The 16,883-nt window shown below is 71.8% G+C and carries 18 protein-coding genes; 7 read left to right on the top strand and 11 right to left on the bottom strand.

From position 1 onward, the window contains the following. Positions 1 to 2 precede the first annotated feature (2 nt). The 3 genes from ACYVAQ_RS02935 to ACYVAQ_RS02925 are packed head-to-tail and all read left to right on the top strand — an operon-like array spanning position 3 to position 2,208. The gene (locus ACYVAQ_RS02935) at positions 3 to 419 is read left to right on the top strand and encodes a DUF5994 family protein (RefSeq protein ID WP_460786954.1); all 417 of its coding nucleotides are present in this window, start codon (positions 3 to 5) and stop codon (positions 417 to 419) included. Next, the gene (locus tag ACYVAQ_RS02930; RefSeq protein WP_460786953.1) at positions 416 to 1,447 is read left to right on the top strand and encodes a fatty acid desaturase family protein; all 1,032 of its coding nucleotides are present in this window, start codon (positions 416 to 418) and stop codon (positions 1,445 to 1,447) included. Before ACYVAQ_RS02935 ends, ACYVAQ_RS02930 begins: the two co-directional genes overlap by 4 nt. Then, the gene (locus tag ACYVAQ_RS02925; RefSeq protein ID WP_460786952.1) at positions 1,444 to 2,208 is read left to right on the top strand and encodes a DUF5994 family protein; all 765 of its coding nucleotides are present in this window, start codon (positions 1,444 to 1,446) and stop codon (positions 2,206 to 2,208) included. Before ACYVAQ_RS02930 ends, ACYVAQ_RS02925 begins: the two co-directional genes overlap by 4 nt. A 48-nt stretch (positions 2,209 to 2,256) precedes the next feature. Here the strand turns inward: ACYVAQ_RS02925 and dnaB are convergent, their stop codons facing one another. After that, on the bottom strand, positions 2,257 to 3,648 hold the full coding sequence (dnaB, locus tag ACYVAQ_RS02920) for a replicative DNA helicase (RefSeq protein ID WP_460786951.1): 1,392 nt from the start codon (positions 3,646 to 3,648) through the stop codon (positions 2,257 to 2,259). Positions 3,649 to 4,037: 389 nt separating this feature from the next. Between dnaB and ACYVAQ_RS02915 the strand changes: the two genes are divergently transcribed. Genes ACYVAQ_RS02915 through ACYVAQ_RS02905 form a run of 3 tightly spaced genes read left to right on the top strand, consistent with a single transcriptional unit; the run spans position 4,038 to position 6,178 of the window. Then, entirely contained in the window at positions 4,038 to 5,366 is a 1,329-nt protein-coding gene (locus ACYVAQ_RS02915) for an MATE family efflux transporter (protein ID WP_460786950.1), read from the top strand. Further along, positions 5,363 to 5,920, top strand: a complete 558-nt coding sequence (locus tag ACYVAQ_RS02910; protein ID WP_460786949.1) for a hypothetical protein — start codon at positions 5,363 to 5,365, stop codon at positions 5,918 to 5,920. The genes ACYVAQ_RS02915 and ACYVAQ_RS02910 overlap by 4 nt, the downstream gene beginning before the upstream one ends. A 30-nt stretch (positions 5,921 to 5,950) precedes the next feature. Then, a complete protein-coding gene (locus ACYVAQ_RS02905; protein ID WP_460786948.1) occupies positions 5,951 to 6,178 on the top strand; it encodes a hypothetical protein in 228 nt (75 codons plus the stop codon). Positions 6,179 to 6,244: 66 nt separating this feature from the next. On the opposite strand, the gene rplI is transcribed toward ACYVAQ_RS02905, so the two are convergent. From rplI to ACYVAQ_RS02880, 5 genes are all read right to left on the bottom strand, one after another. Then, a complete protein-coding gene (rplI, locus tag ACYVAQ_RS02900; protein WP_460786947.1) occupies positions 6,245 to 6,691 on the bottom strand; it encodes a 50S ribosomal protein L9 in 447 nt (148 codons plus the stop codon). 29 nt (positions 6,692 to 6,720) lie between these two features. Next, entirely contained in the window at positions 6,721 to 6,957 is a 237-nt protein-coding gene (rpsR, locus tag ACYVAQ_RS02895) for a 30S ribosomal protein S18 (RefSeq protein WP_460786946.1), read from the bottom strand. Positions 6,958 to 7,025: 68 nt separating this feature from the next. Next, entirely contained in the window at positions 7,026 to 7,586 is a 561-nt protein-coding gene (locus tag ACYVAQ_RS02890; protein ID WP_460786945.1) for a single-stranded DNA-binding protein, read from the bottom strand. A 102-nt stretch (positions 7,587 to 7,688) separates the two neighbouring features. Further along, complete coding sequence (gene rpsF / locus ACYVAQ_RS02885) at positions 7,689 to 7,973, bottom strand: 30S ribosomal protein S6 (protein WP_460786944.1); 285 nt, start codon at positions 7,971 to 7,973, stop codon at positions 7,689 to 7,691. 154 nt (positions 7,974 to 8,127) lie between these two features. After that, on the bottom strand, positions 8,128 to 10,140 hold the full coding sequence (locus ACYVAQ_RS02880; RefSeq protein ID WP_460786943.1) for an FHA domain-containing protein: 2,013 nt from the start codon (positions 10,138 to 10,140) through the stop codon (positions 8,128 to 8,130). Between the two features lie 76 nt (positions 10,141 to 10,216). Between ACYVAQ_RS02880 and ACYVAQ_RS02875 the strand changes: the two genes are divergently transcribed. Further along, entirely contained in the window at positions 10,217 to 11,014 is a 798-nt protein-coding gene (locus ACYVAQ_RS02875; protein ID WP_460786942.1) for a deoxyribonuclease IV, read from the top strand. Between the two features lie 205 nt (positions 11,015 to 11,219). Here ACYVAQ_RS02875 and ACYVAQ_RS02870 read toward each other — a convergent pair whose 3' ends face one another. From ACYVAQ_RS02870 to ACYVAQ_RS02850, 5 genes are all read right to left on the bottom strand, one after another. After that, on the bottom strand, positions 11,220 to 11,825 hold the full coding sequence (locus ACYVAQ_RS02870) for a class F sortase (RefSeq protein WP_460786941.1): 606 nt from the start codon (positions 11,823 to 11,825) through the stop codon (positions 11,220 to 11,222). Beyond that, entirely contained in the window at positions 11,822 to 12,484 is a 663-nt protein-coding gene (locus tag ACYVAQ_RS02865; protein ID WP_460786940.1) for a class F sortase, read from the bottom strand. The genes ACYVAQ_RS02870 and ACYVAQ_RS02865 overlap by 4 nt, the downstream gene beginning before the upstream one ends. Then, positions 12,484 to 13,587, bottom strand: coding sequence for a sortase domain-containing protein (locus tag ACYVAQ_RS02860; protein ID WP_460786939.1), 1,104 nt, complete (start codon positions 13,585 to 13,587; stop codon positions 12,484 to 12,486). Before ACYVAQ_RS02860 ends, ACYVAQ_RS02865 begins: the two co-directional genes overlap by 1 nt. Continuing rightward, complete coding sequence (locus ACYVAQ_RS02855; protein WP_460786938.1) at positions 13,584 to 15,083, bottom strand: FAD/NAD(P)-binding protein; 1,500 nt, start codon at positions 15,081 to 15,083, stop codon at positions 13,584 to 13,586. The genes ACYVAQ_RS02860 and ACYVAQ_RS02855 overlap by 4 nt, the downstream gene beginning before the upstream one ends. An 81-nt stretch (positions 15,084 to 15,164) precedes the next feature. Beyond that, the gene (locus ACYVAQ_RS02850) at positions 15,165 to 16,697 is read right to left on the bottom strand and encodes a hypothetical protein (RefSeq protein ID WP_460786937.1); all 1,533 of its coding nucleotides are present in this window, start codon (positions 16,695 to 16,697) and stop codon (positions 15,165 to 15,167) included. Positions 16,698 to 16,883: the final 186 nt, after the last annotated feature.

Raw genomic sequence — 16,883 nt, 5'->3', positions numbered from 1 at the left:
CCATGGCCACGCAGGTTCGACCCGAACGACTCGCTCGACAGGTTCCCCCAGACCCCGCTCTGCCGGTCGGCGCGTGGTGGCCGGAGAGCCGCCGCCTGCACGACTCGCTCGCCGAGTTGTTCGCGCTCTGGCCGCCGGAGGGGGGCCGGATCCGTCGCGTCCTCTACTCCCCGCCCGACTGGGACGACCACCCGCGTTCAGTCCCCGTCGCCGGTCGCTGGGTGAAGACCGGGAGCTTTCCTGACGACGACACCCACGAGCTGGTCCTGGGCATGGCCGACGGCAAGCGGCTCAGGCTCGCGGTGATCGCGCCCGACACGCCTCCTGCTTCAGCGGCTCGCCTGCTCGCCCTGGCCTCGGGTTCGGCCGAGCGCGACGGCGCCGTGACCGGATGGGAGAACGAGGGCGGCCGCGCGTGACGACGCTGCAAGCCCAGTACGGCGACCTGGCGGGCCAGATCAGGTCACGCGGGCTGCTGCGCCCGCGGCCGGGGTCCTACGCGGCGCATGCTGCGATCGTCTTCGGTGCTCTGGCCGTCGTCATCGTGGCCATGGCCTCGTGGCGGCACTCGTGGTTGCTGCTGCTGGTCGCACCCTGCCTGGCGATCATCTCCACCCAGATCGGCTTCCTGGGCCACGACGTGGGTCACCTGCAGGTGACGCGCAACAGGCTCCGGAGCAGGGTGCTCGGGCTGCTGGTCGGCAACCTCGCGGGCGGTCTCAGCTACGGCTGGTGGGTCCGCAAGCACAACGCCCACCACGCCCACCCGAACGATCCCGACCGCGACCCCGATGTCGCCGCCGGCGTGTTCGTCTGGACGCGCGGCCAGGCTGACCGTCGTACCGGAGCAGCAGCCTGGGCCACGCGGCACCAGGCGGCCCTCTTCTTCCCCCTCCTCCTGGGCGAAGCGCTCAACCTGCACGTCTCCAGCATCCGGGAGCTCTTCGCACCCGGGCTGCGTCACCGCACCGCCGAAGCCGCGACGCTGACCCTGCACTTCGTCGGGTACGCGGGTCTTCTCGTCGCCACGCTCACGTGGCCGCAGACGATCGCCTTCGTCGCGATCCACAAGGGCATGCAGGGCCTCTACCTCGGCACCGCCTTCGCCCCCAGCCACAAGGGCATGCCCGTGCTCGACGCGGAGCAGTCGCGCGATCCCCTGCTGCGCCAGATCCTCACCTCCCGCAACGTCCGCGGCAGCTGGTTGACGACGGTCGCCCTGGGCGGCCTGAACTACCAGATCGAGCACCACCTCTTCCCGAGCATGCCGCGAGCCAACCTCCGGCTCGCCCAACCCGTCGTCCGGGCCTTCTGCGCCGAACGTGGGGTCCCGTACGTCGAGTGCGGCGCCTTCGCCTGCTACGCGGCTGGGCTGCGACACCTGCACCAGGTCGGCGCCGGAGTCCGACGATCCGTGACGGCGATGCGCCCGCCGGACGCATCGTGACTGTCCTACCGACGGGCTCGACCGGCGGGCCGGTCCGGCTCCGCATGGCCCGGCTTCTCGGCCGCAACACGCTCGACGGAGGCTGGTGGCCCCGCACCAGGGGACTCGGGGTGGAGCTCGCCGCACTCCTCGACCAGCTCCCGACGCGATACGGCGAGGTGAAGGAGGCGTGGGTGTCGGCAGCGGACTGGGGGTCGCTGCCGACCGTCGTGACGGGACCCGACGGCGTGGTGCAGGTGCGGTCCTCGCCTCCTGGCCAACCCCACCTGCTTCGGCTGATCACCCGTGGCCGAGGAGAGATCCACCTCCTCGTCGTACCTCACCGGCTCACCCGAGGCAAGGGTGAGGATGCCCTCCTCGCGGCGGCAACCCACGGGAACGCGCACTCGGCGCTCGAGCTGCTCGTCGAGGTGACCGACCATCCCGAGGTCGCCGAACGGGACCTGTGGGTCGACCATGCTCCAGCGGTCGCTGCCGTCCCCCGCCCCAACATCGCGCCGACGGCGCGAGAACGACGCGGAAGCCTCACCCGCCTCCTCGCCAGGGTCGAGCTGGCTCGCGGGCTGGAGCAGGCACAGGCCCACGGTGCCCGGATCGACCGGTACGCTCTCCGCACGGCTCAGGAGGCGACGTTCGACGCCTTGCTGCACTTCGCCGACGCTCTCGAGGAGCTGTGCTGGCCGGTGCCCCGGGGCATCCAGCTCGAGATCCAGATGCACCGGATCGTCTGCGGGCGCCGCAACCAGGACGCGGGCGGCTGACCTGACGGCCCTCCCGAGCCCGCTCCGTCAACAACCAGGAGCGGGACCTCAGTGCGCCATGTCGACAAATCGACTGTAGTGACCCTGGAACGCGACCGTGATGTCCCGGGTCGCGCCGTTGCGGTGCTTGGCGACGATCAGGTCGGCCTCGCCGGGGCGGGTCGACTCCTTCTCGTAGACGTCCTCGCGGTGCAGCAGGATGACCATGTCAGCGTCCTGCTCGATCGAGCCGGACTCACGCAGGTCCGACATCATCGGGCGCTTGTCGGCACGCTGCTCCGGACCACGGTTGAGCTGCGAGAGCGCGATGATCGGGACCTCGAGCTCCTTGGCGAGCAGCTTGATCTGCCGGGAGAACTCCGAGACCTCGAGCTGACGGGACTCGACCTTCTTGCCCGAGCTCATCAGCTGCAGGTAGTCGATGACGATCAGCTTGAGGTCGTGCTTCTGCTTGAGCCGGCGCGCCTTCGCGCGGATCTCGGTCATCGTCATGTTCGGGGAGTCGTCGATGAACATCGGGGACGCCGACACCCGCGCCACGTGGCGCGCCATCCGCTCCCACTCCTCGGTCTGCATCTTGCCGGTGCGGATGTGGTTGAGCGACACCCGCGCCTCGGCCGACAGCAGACGCATCACGATCTCGGCGCGCGTCATCTCCAGGCTGAAGAAGACGCTGGTCAGGCCGTTGCCGATCGACGCGGCCCGGCAGAAGTCCAGAGCAAGGGTCGACTTGCCCATGGCGGGACGGGCGGCGACGACGATCATCTGGCCGGCGTGCAGGCCGTTGGTGAGGTCGTCGAAGTCGGCGAACCCGGTCGGGACACCGTAGATGCCCGCCTCCCGGTTCTCGATCGCCTCGATCTCGTCGAGGACGCCGTCCATGATGTCGCTCAGCGGCGCGTAGTCCTCGGCCTTGCGCCGGTCGGTGACCGAGTAGATCTCGGCCTGCGCCTCGTTCACGATCGCGTCGACATCGCCCTCCTCGGCGTACCCGATCTGGACGATGCGGGTGCCGGCGTCGACCAGTCGCCGCAGGATCGCCTTCTCCTTGACGATCTCGGCGTAGTAGCCGGCGTTGGCGGCGATCGGGACGTTGGCGGTGAGCGTGTGCAGGTACGCCGCTCCTCCGATCTTCTGCAGCTCGCCGCGGCGGGTCAGCTCGGCGCCGACGCTGATCATGTCGACCGGCTCGTTGCGGCCGTACATGTCGAGGATCGTGTCGTGGATGGACTCGTGCGCGGGACGGTAGTAGTCGACCCCGCGGACCACCTCGACGACGTCGGCGATCGCGTCCTTGGAGATCATCATCGCGCCGAGGACGGACTGCTCGGCGGCGAGGTCCTGCGGGGGCGTCCGACCGCCCGACGGCGCGTTGCCGGGCTCGTACGGCGCCGGACCGTCGCCCCACTCCTCAGGCTCCCAGGCCTCGGCGGCGCTCACCGCAGATCTCCCCCTTCCGCCCTGACGGGCGAGCCGACTGCACTCCCTGCATGGCTAGTCTCGGGGTCCGACAGAAACCGCGAAAGCCCGTTATCCACAGGGGCTGTGCATAACCGAGGACGGCCCGTGGACGACACGCACCAGCGGTGTGCACGCGCTGGGGAGGGACCTGTGGACAGACCTGTGTTCCTCGCCAGTAATAAGCCGGTGACCTGCGGAAACGCGGACTCACACCTGTGGACGGAAAGTTTCTGGGGTGTGATCCCGTTCACCGGACGGTCACCGGTACGCCGCCGCGCGGTCCCCGGTGGCCCTACCACCACCCACGGCCGGCCGCAGCGTTTTCCACAGGACGAGCGGCGTTATCCACGCGCACCGAGGCGCGGGCCGTGCGGCTGAGGCGGGCGGACCGCGAGCTGCTCGGTCTCGCCGTCCCCGCGTTCCTCGCCCTCATCGCCGAGCCGTTGTTCCTGCTCGGCGACGCGGCGGTCGTCGGCCACCTGGGCACCCGCCAGCTGGCTGGCTTCGGCATCGCCGGCACGGTGCTGCAGACCGTCGTTGGGCTCTGCATCTTCCTGGCCTACGGCACGACCGCCGGCGTCGCCCGACGGCTCGGCGCCGGGGAGCGGGACGCCGCGCTGCGGCAGGGTGTCGACGGGCTGTGGCTGGCCGTGCTCATCGGCGTACCGATCTCGGTGCTGGTGGCGGTCGGTGCGCCCGCGCTGATCGCCGCCTTCGGTGCCGGACCCGACATCGCGGGCCCGGGCACGACGTACCTGCGGATCGCCGCCGCCGGCACCACCCCGCTGCTGGTCTCACTGGCCGCCACCGGCGTGCTGCGCGGGCTGCAGGACACCCGTACCCCGCTCGCGGTCGCCGTGGTCGCCAACGCCGCCAACCTGCTGCTCAACGTCGCGCTCGTCTTCGGCCTCGGCCCGCTGCCCCGGCTCGGTGTCGCCGGGTCGGCCCTCGGGTCGGTCCTCGCCCAGCTCGGTGCGGCTGCCGTCCTCGCGGGCGTGGTCGCGCGCGCCGCTCGACGTGAAGGGGCGGGCCTGCGCCCCGACCTGCCGGGCATCCGGGCGGCGGGTCGAGCCGGCGTACCCCTCCTGGTGCGCACGCTCACCCTGCGCGCCTCGCTGCTCGTCACGACGTACGCCGTGGTCCGGACCGCCGCCGGCTCTCCCACACCGGTCGCCACCCACCAGCTCGCCATGACGATCTGGGGCTTCCTGGCCTTCGCGCTGGACGCGATCGCCATCGCGGCCCAGGCCATCGTCGGTCGCTCCCTCGGCGCCGGCGACGCGGACGCCACCCGGGCCGCCACCGCCCGGATGGTGCGCTGGGGCGTCGGCTCGGGCATCGTCACCGGCCTCGCCCTGGCCGCCGCCTCCCCCTGGCTGGGCGCCCTCTTCACCCCCGACCCCTCGGTACGCCGTGCCCTGGTGCCCGTCCTGCTCGTCGCGGCCCTGTTCCAGCCCGCCGCCGGGGTCGTCTTCGTGCTCGACGGGGTGCTCATCGGCGCCGGCGACGGCCGCTACCTGGCCGCCGCGGGCCTGGTGGTGCTCGGCGGCTACGCTCCGCTCGTGCTGGTGACCGGAGCGACGTCCGCGGCCCTGCCGTGGATCTGGGCGGTCTTCGGCCTGGTCTTCATGGGCGGTCGGCTGATCACCCTGCTGCGCCGCGCCCGCGGCGTCGCGTGGCTGGTGGTGGGCGCGTGAGGCCGCTCGGTCTGATCGGCTACGGCTTCCTGTTCGTGGCGATCAAGGTGAAGTTCGGCGACGTCGACGTGATGGTCGACCCGCTGGGCTGGGTGCTCGTGCTCCTGGGCCTGCGCCGGCTGGCCCGCACCGTCGACCTGCCGGCGACGATGGCGCTGACCTACCTCGGCATCCTCGCGCTGCTGTGCTCGGGACCGCTGTGGTGGCCGGCCACGGCCCGCTCGCTGGAGGCGGGCGATCCGGCGGTGCTCTGGTCGGTCGGCCTCGGCGAGCTGCTCTTCTCCGCGGTGCTCTGCCACGCGATGGCCACCCTCGCCCAGGAGGCGAAGGAGGGCGCAGCCCTGGTGTGGTTCCGGATCTGCGAGGCGGGTCTGGTGGTGGGGGCCGTGACCCCGCCCCTCTACTTCGGAGCGCACCTGAGCTGGCTCAAGGGCGTCGGCGACCTGGGCGCGGTCCTGCAGCTCGTGGTGCTCGTCCTGTGCTTCGTCTACTCCGGGCGCACCTGGGCCGGCGCCCCCGAGAAGCCCGTGCCGGCCGAGAGTACTGACGAGTAACCAACCGGGCTCGGCGCTCGTTGACGGTCCATGGAGCGCGAGACACCCACCGACTGGACGCCGCAGCAGCGTGACGTCGTGATCGGCATCCTCACCGATGTGATCGCCATGGCGCCGGACCTCCCCGGCCACCGCGGCCGGGCGTCCCGCTCCGCGGCCCTGCTCCTGCTCGACCACACCTGCCCGTGGCTCAGCGCCGACGAGCGCGCGGACCTGGCTCGTACCTGCGAGCTCGCCGCGGCCCGCCACTCCGCCTGAGCACCGCCCGCGAAAACGCCGAGAGCGGCCGGTCCCACCGGGACCGGCCGCTCTCTCGTGTCTGCGTCAGGACGCGACGACGGTGAGCGCCACCGAGGCCGAGACCTCGTCGTGCAGCTTGACCGACACGGCGTGGTTGCCCAGCGCCTTGATCGGGCTCGCGATCACGATGGTGCGCTTGTCGATCGCCTCGCCGGTGGCCTCGCCGAGCGCGGACGCGATGTCCGCGACGGTGACCGCACCGAACAGGCGACCGCCCTGGCCGGCCTTGACGGCGACCTTGACGGCGTTGCCCTCGAGCTTGGCCTTCAGCTCCTGAGCGTGGGCGACGTCGCGCACCGCGCGGGCAGCCCGGGCGCCCTTGATGGCGTCGGCCTGCGACTGCGCGCCGCGGGTCCAGCGGATCGCGAGACCCTGCGGGACCAGGTAGTTGCGGCCGTAGCCGTCCTTGACCTCGACCACGTCACCGGCCGAGCCGAGACCGTCGACCTCGTGGGTCAGGATGATCTTCATGTCTGCTCTCTCCTTCTCTCAGGCCCGGATCAGCGGCCGGCGGAGGTGTAGGGCAGCAGGGCGACCTCGCGGGCGTTCTTCACGGCCATCGCGACATCGCGCTGGTGCTGGACGCAGTTGCCGGTCACCCGACGCGCACGGATCTTGCCGCGGTCGGAGATGAACTTGCGGAGCAGCGCGGTGTCCTTGTAGTCGACACCGGTCGCCTTCTCCTTGCAGAACTGGCAAACCTTCTTCTTGGGCTTGCGGACGACTGCCTTCGCCATTGTGGTGCTCCTCCTTCAGAGCCCGGCGGCCCCAGTCACGGACCGCCGGAATGGTTGATGAATGTTGGTTAGAACGGGGGCTCGGAGCTGCCGACCCCGGGCGTGGCCCACGGGTCGTTGCTGGCAGGCGAGCTGCCACCGAAGTCCGACCCGCCCGAGGACTGCTGACCGCCCCACGGTCCGTCGTTGCCACCGGAGGGACGGCCACCGCCGCCACCCTGCTGGCCACCGCCGTAGCCGCCACCGCCGCCCTGGCCGCCGGAGCGGCTCGCCCGGGTGACCTTCGCGGTCGCCCAGGTCAGCGACGGGCCGATCTCGTCGACCTGCAGCTCGTTGACCGTGCGCTTCTCACCCTCACGGGTCTCGTACGAGCGAGACACCAGCCGGCCCTGCACGATGACGCGCATGCCCTTCTGGAGGGACTCGGCCACGTTCTCCGCGGCCTGCCGCCAGATCGAGCAGCGCAGGAAGAGGGTCTCCCCGTCCTTCCAGTCGTTGCTCTGCCGGTCGAACGTCCGCGGGGTCGAGGCCACCGTGAAGTTCGCGACGGCCGCGCCGGACGGCGTGAACCGCAGCTCCGGGTCGTCGGTCAGGTTGCCGATGACGGTGATGACGGTGTCGCCTGCCATGGATGTCTCCTCGAGTGTGACGATCGGGTGAGCGGAGCCCTCATCGTGTCCGACGCCACCGACAAGCGGTAGCGGCTGTCCACAGGGCCCCGTCGGGACGCGTCAGTCGGCGCGCAGCACCTTGGTGCGGAGGATGGCCTCGTTGAGACCGAGCTGGCGGTCGAACTCGTCGACGGTCGCCGGCTCCGCGGTGAGGTTGAGGACGGCGTAGATGCCCTCGGCGTGCTTGTTGATCTCGTACGCCAGGCGACGACGACCCCAGATGTCCACGTTGTCGACGGTGCCACCGTCGCCGCGAACGACGTTGAGGTACTTGTCGAGGGACGGCTGGACGGTCCGCTCGTCGAGACTGGGGTCGAGGATGACCATCACTTCATACTTGCGCAAAGCGGTCTCCACCTCCTCTGGACTTGGCGGCCACGGACTTTCCGTGGCAGGAGGGCTCTGCAGTCGCCGGCCCTCCGCACCTGGTGCGCGGCAGCCGAGCGACGTGTCAGGTTAACAGCGGCCCCGGCGGCGTACCGAATCGAAGGCGCTCGCCTCAGCCGAGCCGGACCGGGTTGCGCGCCAGGTCCTGGCCGGCGACCGACAACGCGCCGCTGAGCGAGGGCGCCGACGTCTTCACCTGGTACGGAACGCCGACGCAGGTCGACGCCGCGCCGTAGCTCCACGGCTGGCTCGCCGAGTCGACGGCCTGCCCGCTGTCGTCGTACACCGTGAACGTCACGGAGGTGCCGTCGGAGATGCCGCTGACCTGGAACCAGGCATAGATCGTGTCGCCGGTGCCGACGCCGCTCAGCGACGGCGTGCCCGAGCAGCTCGACGACGAGGTCGTGCTCCATCCCTCGGCGGTCGCGGTCACGCCCTGGGTCTGCTGGCTGGGGTTCGGCATGGACTTCAGGTACGGCGACCGGTACGACGGGTCGCCGCCCCGCTGCGCGATCGCGATGATGTCCTGTGCCAGCGCCACGGGCCGGATCAGCGCCGAGCCGCCGGTGAACTCCCCGGCGTTGCCCTGTGCGGTCGTCGCGGTGATGACCGCGTCGTTGACGCCGATCAGCTCGCCCCGGTCGTTGATCGACGCGCCGCCGGAGTTGCCCGAGCCGATCCGGACGTCGCTGTCGATCCAGGCGCGCTGGGTGTTCAGGTCGCTGTTGGCCTCGAACGTCGCCACCACGCCCTTGGTGACCGTCAGGGACGGCGAGAGCTGGTCGCTGGTCTCGAGGCTGGCCAGCGCGGGGAAGCCCAGCGCGGTGATCTCGTCACCGGTGCTGAGACCGTCGCTGTCGCCCAGCGGGATCGGGGCCGGCAGCTGGTCCGCGAGTGCGGCAGGGTCGATGGCGTTGCCGTCGGCGTCGGCGGTGATCTGGAGGACCGACAGGTCGAGCACGCCGTCGGTGACGATCGGCTTCGCCTCGTACGCCGCCTTGACCGGCTTGTCGTCCTGGGGTGAGGTCAGCGCGATCAGCAGGGTGGCGGGGTTCTCGACGTCGACGCTCTCCCCGGGCGCCTGCGGGTCGCCGACGTGGCCCGCGGTGAGGATCAGGCCGGTGTCGCTGATGATGCTGCCCGAGCCGGTGTAGACGGGCTGGCCGCTGGAGTCCTCCGCGATGATGAAGACGCTGGCCCGCTTCGCCCGCTCCAGGGCGTCCTTCGAGAGCCCGCCGGAGGAGCCGCCGGAGTCGTGCCCGAGGACGATGCCGAGCACGACACCGCCGATGACGAGCAGCAGCGCGAGCGCGGCCGCGCTCCCGATGAGCAGGCCCTTGCGTCGGCGCTTGCGGGCCATGCCGCGCTGCGCCGTACGGGCGTCGACGGCCGGGACGACCTCGATCTCGCAGCCCGCGGTGGGGTGGCCGAGCATGATGGTGGTCGGCTCGGTGATGCGGCGCTGGGTGATCCGGTCGCCGTCGGCGTCGTACGAGCCGCCGGTCGAGCGGTCCACGAACCACCACCCGTCCGGGCGCGGCTCGATGACGGCGTGCTGCCGCGACACCGCGCTGTCGTCGATGCTGAGCTCCAGGCCGGGCTCGCGGCCGATCCGGATCGCGCGTCCCGGGGCGAAGCGCTCGGTGCCGGTGTTGGTGCGCACCACCAGGCCGGGTCCGCCGAGGCCCGGCACCGGCGGTGCCACCGGCACGCGGGTGACGTCGAGGTCGGCGGGCGGCAGCACGCCGGGGGCGCCGACGGGTCGCTGCGCCGGCGTACCGCCGGGAGCGAAGCGGCTCGCGGGCGGGGTCGGAGGCGCCGGCGGTACGACGACCTCGGGGCTGAGCTCGACCACGATGCCCGTGGTCTCGTCGCCGATCCGGACGGGGACCGGGCCGGTGAGCGCGAACCCGGAGATCCGCTGGGTGCCGACCCAGCTGCCGGCGGTGCTGCCCACGTCGGCGACGTGCCAGCCGCGCCCGTCGGAGCGCAGCTCGAGGTGCCGCCGGGAGACCGACGGCCGGTCGAGGACGACGTCGGCGCCAACACCCCGCCCGATCGTGACGACGCTCGGTTCGTCGAAGGTCCAGGTCTTGCCACCCGCGGCGATCCGAAGTCTGGTCATGGTGGTGCACTCCCCAATCCGGCGCCCGCGAAAACCGGCCCGAGTGACCGTCGGCAGCGGCTCCTAGGCTAGAGGCATGACGACCTTGCGCATCGGTGCCCATGTCGACCAGGCCGACCCCGTCGCGGAGGCCGCTGCTCGCAACGCCCCGCTCGTGCAGTTCTTCCTGGGCAACCCGCAGTCCTACAAAGGCCCCGTCGTCGAGTACGCCGACGGCCCCGCCGCCCTCCGCGCGGCCGCAGAGTCGGCGGGCGTCGACCTGTACGTGCACGCGCCGTACCTCATCAACGTCGCGACCACGAACAACCGCCAGCGGATCCCCAGCCGCAAGCTGCTGCAGCAGCACATGGACGCCGCCGCGGAGCTCGGCGCCAAGGGGCTCATCGTCCACGGTGGTCACGTCCAGGACGAGGACGACCCGGCCAAGGGCTTCGACAACTGGCGCAAGGCGATCGAGGCCACCGACCTGAAGATCCCGCTGCTCATCGAGAACACCGCCGGCGGCACGAACGCGATGACGCGCTACCTGGACCGGATCAAGGGCGTCTGGGACGCGATCTCGTCGGCGGAGGGAGCGGACATGGTCGGCTTCTGCCTCGACACCTGCCACGCGCACGCGGGCGGCAACAAGCTCGAGACCATCGTCGACGACGTCCTGGCCATCACCGGTCGGATCGACCTGGTGCACGCCAACGACAGCCGCGACGACTTCGACTCCGGCGCCGACCGGCACGCCAACTTCGGTGCCGGCCGGATCGAGCCCGACCTGCTCGCGCACGTCGTCCGGGAGGCCGCCGCACCCGTGGTGTGCGAGACGCCCGGCGGTGCCGAGGACCACGTCGCCGACTTCAGCTGGCTCCGCGAGCGGCTCTGACGAGCGGTACGACGCTCCACCGCCCCATCGCCGTCGCGACGGGGATCATCCACCACACAGCCAGGCCCCCCGCTGCGGCGTGCTCGACCACCTCAACCCGGTCGAACGGACCGCGCTGCGCCGCCGCGCGCGGCGTACGTCCCGGACCCCCTGAGCCACCGGGGGCCCTCCCCCGAGATGGAGGGCCCCCGCTCCGGAAGGTCGGTCAGCGCACGAGGGAACCGAACACCACCGCGTTGCCGATCGGGTCGCCCCGGTGCAGCGGGCCACCGAGGCTCACCAGCCGGAGCTCCGGCCGGGTGGTGGAGCCGAACACCTTGGTGGCGGGCAGCTGCCCCTGCGGGTAGAAGGCGATCCGGGTGACCCGGTACCGCGCGGGTGCCCCGTCGCGGCGGGCGAGGACGACCGCGTCGCCCCGACGCAGCCGGCCCAGCCGAGTGAGGGCGCCGCGCTGGCCGACCGATCGCTCGATGAAGCCGGCGACGACGGTGATCCCGGGCCCGCCCGCGAGGGCGGAGCTCCTGTCCCAGCCGGCGGCGCGCAACGGCGGCAGCGCCAGGTTCCGCCCGCCCGCGTCGGCTCCGAGCCGGACGACGCGGACGTCGAGCCCGAGGTGCGGGATCCGCAACCGGGTCGGCGGCGAGGGCGGCGTCGCCACGGTGCTGGCGGGCCGCGGATGGGCGGCGGTCGGCTCGGTGCGGGGCGAGCGATGCCCCACGCCGGCGACCCCGGCGACCACCATCAGCGCCAAGCAGCTGAGGAAGGCGTAGGCGACGAAGCGATGTGTCCGCGAGTACGACGAGGTGCTCATCTGTCCTCCCGAGGAGTCGTGACCATGCGGTCGAGGTGCGCGAAGACGACGACATTGGCCTGGTAGCCGCCGCGCGCGGGGTCGTAGCTGCCGCCGCAGGTGATGAGGCGCAGCTCGGGGTCGGGGGTCTCGCCGTACACAGCTCGCGTGGGGAACCTGCTCTTGGCGAACGCCGTCACCCGGTCGACCGAGAAGACGGCGGTACGGCGGTCGCTCCGGTCGACCCTCAGCCGGTCACCGGGCCGGAGCGCGGAGAGCCCGTAGAACACGGCCGGGCCGGTGTCGGAGTCGACGTGGCCGGCCAGGACCGCGGGCCCGGCGTCGCCCGGCACCGGACCGAGGTCGTACCAACCGGCGGTGCCGGCCCGCGACAGCGGCGGGACCTGCAGCTCACGCTCGGCCGTCAGGCCGAGCTTCATCAGCCGGGTCGCGACGTTGATCCGCGGGATGGCCAGGCGCAGCGGCCGGACACGGTTCGCCGGCGCGGCCGCGGCCGCCGACCCGATGGCACGGTCCGACGTGCGCGCGGCCTCGTCCGAGGTCGCGGCCGCCGGATGACCCGGGCGCAGGAGGACGACACCGGCCAGGACGAAGGCGAGCACGGCGATGCCCGCCCATCCCGCGCCGCCTGGAGGTGCCCACCGAGGAGACATCGTCATCAGCTCCGCATCACCGGGACGGTGACGGCCACGGCGTGGGCGAAGACGATCACGTTCCGCCCGGTCGCCGTGTCGTAGCTGATCAGACGGGCCAGCGGCTTGAGCGACGCCCCGTAGACCCGCTGGCTCGGGAAGTGCGCGGCATCGACGCTGGCGACGGCGTCGACCACGAACCGGATCACGCTGCCGTCGGAACGGACCGTCGTGAACCGATCACCCCGGTGCGCCCGGTCCAGTCGCGCGAACACGCCGCTGGCGTCGCCGACGATGACGGCCGGACCACGCTGACCCGGCGCCGCGCCCTGGGAGAACCAGGCCGCCCGGCCCGCGCTCGGCGTACCCAACGTGCCGGCGGGCGTCATCCGGACCTGGTCGAGCCGGACCTTGACTCCCGCCGCGCCGAAGGCGAGCGAGCGCGGCCGTACCCGGTGCGTGGTGTTCCAGGTCCGGCTGACGTCGACCATGGAGCGCTGCTGCGGGGCGGCCTTGTGCTCCATGGCGGTCGGCATCGTCCGGTTGTCCGGCGCCTGGTCCCGGGAGCCGACCAGCGGCGCGAGCAGCAGAACGGCGACGGCCATCGCGGCCACCCCCCCGAGGACGACGAGCTGCTGCCGGGTCGGGCGCAGCGTCGGGAGGGAGGGGCGGGCGACCACGGCACGGCGTACCGGACGAGGCGCGCGCGACGGCGACCTCTGCGCGATGACCCGCGAACCCTGGTGCCGCCAGTGCGGGAGGAAGACGGACACTGGTCCCTGCATCGCCAGCCACTGCGCGATCCAGACGGCCGCGAGGACGGCCAGCAACGGACCGAAGCGAGCATCTGTGCCGACGAGGCGGACCACCGGATAGGTCACCAGCGCCTCGACGACGCCGGCGCCGAGCGCGAACGAGCTGGGCCAGTCACCGTCCCACCGGCGTTGCTGCAGCAGGTGGTAGACGCACTCCCAGCCGAGCCCGAGCGCGGTCAGGACGCCGAGCCCGAGCAGGGCCGTCGGGACGGTGATGCCGCCCAGCAGGGCGCCGACCAACGCAGCGACGGGTACGCCGACGACGACCGCCACGAGGAGCCGGGTCTGGATCCGGCCGGTCAGGGTGGGGGTCACAGCGACTTCCCTCCCATCCAGCGCAGCCATCCGGTGAGCGAGCGCCAGGGACCGAGGCGCCGGCCGACACCGAACGCGGCGAGCTCGTCGGCGATCGTCAGGGCGGCGTGCTGCATGCCGGCGAAGGAGTCGACCGGGCCGTAGTGACCACCACGTGCCGTGGCACCGCTGGCGAAGATCCGGCCGTCGCCGCTCGCCCCGCCGATCACCTCGAACCGCCCGTCGACCCGCAGGCCTCCGAGCCGGTTGAGGCCGACCGGGCTGAAGGCCAGCAGGTCGGCGACCAGTCCGTGGTGATCGGAGTCCGACCGCAGGCCGGTGGCGTCCAGGACGTGGTCGGCCGCGAGCGCCATCTCCTTTCCGTTCTGCAGCCGGACCGAGGCGATGACCTTGGTGCCGCGAGCCATGAACGAGTCGACCTCACCCACCACTGCCTCGTACCAGCCGTCGAAGCGGCCCTGTCGGAGCAGCTCCGCCGTGTCCGCGCGGTACGGCGAGGAGGTGGCGCCCCAGTCCTCGATCAGCTGCAGCCGCTCCTCCTCGTCGGTGGTCGCGAGCAGCTGGTCGCGGAGCTCACCGCCGTACGCCGCCTTGGGGAAGCCGTGGTCCTGGTGCACGAAGCCCAGGCCGATCCGGCGGCTCGGCCGGGTGCCGTCGTCGACCGGCCAGTCCCGCACGACGTGCCACACGTGGATCTCGGCGCCGTTGACCTCACGGGCCCGGGCGAGCCGTGCCAGCAGGTGCGAAGCAGCCATGCCAGCACCGCGCACGATGACGGATCCGCCCTCCCGCTGCAGTCGCTCGATGACGTCGTCGTGGGTCTCGTACACGTGCCGGAGGCGCTCGGGGTGCTCGCCGGCCCGGAACGCCTCGGCCGCGGGCGTGAACGCGGGGCCCGGAGCTCCGAGGGCGAGGTGCACGTGGTCGCACTGGAGGGCGCGGAGGCGGTCGTTCTTGCGGCAGACGACGAAGTAGCCCCCCTCCGCACGCTTGAACAGGTACTCGGCCTGCGCCACGACCGCCATCCGGGACCAGCCGATCCGGCGTGCCTCGCGGGTGACGCCGCGGTGCATCAGCCCGACGGTCGGTGTGTAGACGTCCGTCATGACCGGCTCGCCGAACACACGAGCCAGCGGCTTGACCGAGCGACTGCTCCAGGCCTCCTCGACGGCGTACCCCGGAAAGCCCCAGGGGTTGTCGACCCGTGAGCTCGAGTCGGAGCGCAGCCGGTCGTCGAGGGTGAGGCCGGAGGCCACGCACCGGTCGACGAGGGCGCCGGTCGGCTGACGCTGCGCCGTGACGACGGCAATGTCGTCCTCCGCGACGCCGCCGATGCGAAGTCGGTCGACGAGGGTGAAGGAGCCGAGGCCGCCGCCGATGCTGACGACCTTGGCATGGGTGATCGGGATGTTCTGCGCGGCGAGCTGCTCGGCGCGGACGAGACGCTCCGTCTGCTCGCCGCTGCCCGCGCTCTGCGGGGAGATCGTGGTGGGCACGAGCTGCCTTTCTGTGGCAGGAGATGGGGGACGGTGTGGTGCGGCTGCGTGACTCAGCCGCACCACACCTGTCAGTGCCGGTCAGCCATGCCGCCGCCGGGTGCCGGCGACGACGAGGGCGCCACCCCCGACGAGCAGCAGGCTCCAGGCCCAGTACGACGCTGCGTCGTCCGCACCCTGGTCGCCGCTCATCGCCGGGCGGGCCGTGCCGCCGCCACCCGCTGCGACCGGTCCGGCCGGCATCGGGAAGGCACCCTGCTGCGGGTTGACCAGCTGCTGGATCGGCCCCGGCACCCCGGCAACGACGCTGCCGGACGGGACGCCCTGGCCGACACCCGCCAGCGAACCGACGTTGGCCGCCGGGTCCAGCACGGAGGACTGGCCGCCACCCGCCGCCGCAGCCGGAGCCACACCGGTGAGGAGGACGGACCGGCGGATCGCCGTACGCGAACCGTCGGCCTGGGTCGCCGTGACCTCGATCGGAGTGCTCTGGTCACCGACCCCCGCCGTGACACGACCCGTGCACCGGGTGCTCTCGCCGGGCGCCAGGTCCGTGCTGGAGCAGCTCATCGGGCTGCTGCCGGCCGTTCCCTGGATGCCGCTCATCCGACCGTCACTGGTGTTGGTGACGGTGACCGCGACGGGCTGGCTCGAGCCGGCCGGCACCTTCACCGTGCCCGCGGAGCCCGCCGTCTTGCCGTTCACCTCAGGCGCCGCCATGGCGAGCGGCTGGCTGCCCGGGCCGGTGCCGTCGTTGCCGGCAGGGCTCGGGGTCACCGGGTAGCTGGTGCCACCGATCGTGACCGTGCCGTCGGGGTTCACCGGGTAGGCGGTCCCGCCGACGTTGACCGACCCGTTCTTGACCGGGTACTTGACCCCGTTCACGGTGATCGAGCCGGACTGGGTGGAGCCGCCCGGCGCGGTCGAGCCCTGGCTGGGCGTGACCGGGTAGCTGGTGCCACCGATCGACACCGTGCCATCCGGGTTCACCGGGTACGACGTACCGCCAACAGTGACGGACCCGTTCTTGACCGGGTACTTGACCCCGTTCACGGTGATCGAACCCGGCTGCGACGACCCGCCCGGCGTCGACGGAGCGACCGGGTAGCTCACGCCACCGATCGACACCGTGCCATCCGGGTTCACCGGGTACGACATGCCACCGACGGTCACCGACCCGTTCTTGACCGGGTACCTCACCCCGTTCACCGTGATCGAACCGGGCTGGCTCGAACCACCAGGCGAGGTGGAACCAGGCGTCGACGGCGTCACCGGGTAGCTCACGCCACCGATCGACACCGTGCCATCCGGGTTCACCGGGTACGACATGCCACCGACGGTCACCGACCCGTTCTTGACCGGGTACGTGACCCCGTTCACCGTGATCGAACCGGGCTGGCTCGAACCACCAGGAGTCGACCCACCCGGGTTGGAACCACCCGGGTTGGAACCACCCGGAGTGGAACCCGGGTTAGAACCACCAGGCGAGGTGGAACCAGGCGTCGACGGCGTCACCGGGTAGCTCACGCCACCGATCGACACCGTGCCATCCGGGTTCACCGGGTACGACATGCCACCGACCGTCACCGACCCGTTCTTGACCGGGTACCTCACCCCGTTCACCGTGATCGAACCGGGCTGGCTCGAACCACCAGGATTCGACCCACCCGGGTTGGAACCACCCGGAGTCGAACCCGGGTTAGAACCACCAGGCGAGGTGGAACCAGGCGTCGACGGCGTCACCGGGTAGCTCACGCCACCGATCGACACCGTGCCATCCGGGTTCACCGGGTACGACAT

The sequence above is a fragment of the Nocardioides maradonensis genome (assembly GCF_054777115.1).
Note: the sequence above shows the minus strand (reverse complement) of the source record. Positions and strands in the feature narration are given on the sequence as shown.

What these genes read in the sequence shown, in the direction of transcription:
- ACYVAQ_RS02935 (WP_460786954.1), top strand. Translation starts at nt 3, where the DNA reads ATGGCCACGCAGGTTCGACCCGAACGACTCGCTCGACAGGTTCCCCCA.
- ACYVAQ_RS02905 (WP_460786948.1), top strand. Translation starts at nt 5,951, where the DNA reads ATGGAGCGCGAGACACCCACCGACTGGACGCCGCAGCAGCGTGACGTC.
- rplI (WP_460786947.1), bottom strand. Translation starts at nt 6,691, where the DNA reads ATGAAGATCATCCTGACCCACGAGGTCGACGGTCTCGGCTCGGCCGGT.
- rpsR (WP_460786946.1), bottom strand. Translation starts at nt 6,957, where the DNA reads ATGGCGAAGGCAGTCGTCCGCAAGCCCAAGAAGAAGGTTTGCCAGTTC.
- ACYVAQ_RS02890 (WP_460786945.1), bottom strand. Translation starts at nt 7,586, where the DNA reads ATGGCAGGCGACACCGTCATCACCGTCATCGGCAACCTGACCGACGAC.
- ACYVAQ_RS02880 (WP_460786943.1), bottom strand. Translation starts at nt 10,140, where the DNA reads ATGACCAGACTTCGGATCGCCGCGGGTGGCAAGACCTGGACCTTCGAC.
- ACYVAQ_RS02875 (WP_460786942.1), top strand. Translation starts at nt 10,217, where the DNA reads ATGACGACCTTGCGCATCGGTGCCCATGTCGACCAGGCCGACCCCGTC.
- ACYVAQ_RS02870 (WP_460786941.1), bottom strand. Translation starts at nt 11,825, where the DNA reads ATGAGCACCTCGTCGTACTCGCGGACACATCGCTTCGTCGCCTACGCC.
- ACYVAQ_RS02865 (WP_460786940.1), bottom strand. Translation starts at nt 12,484, where the DNA reads ATGACGATGTCTCCTCGGTGGGCACCTCCAGGCGGCGCGGGATGGGCG.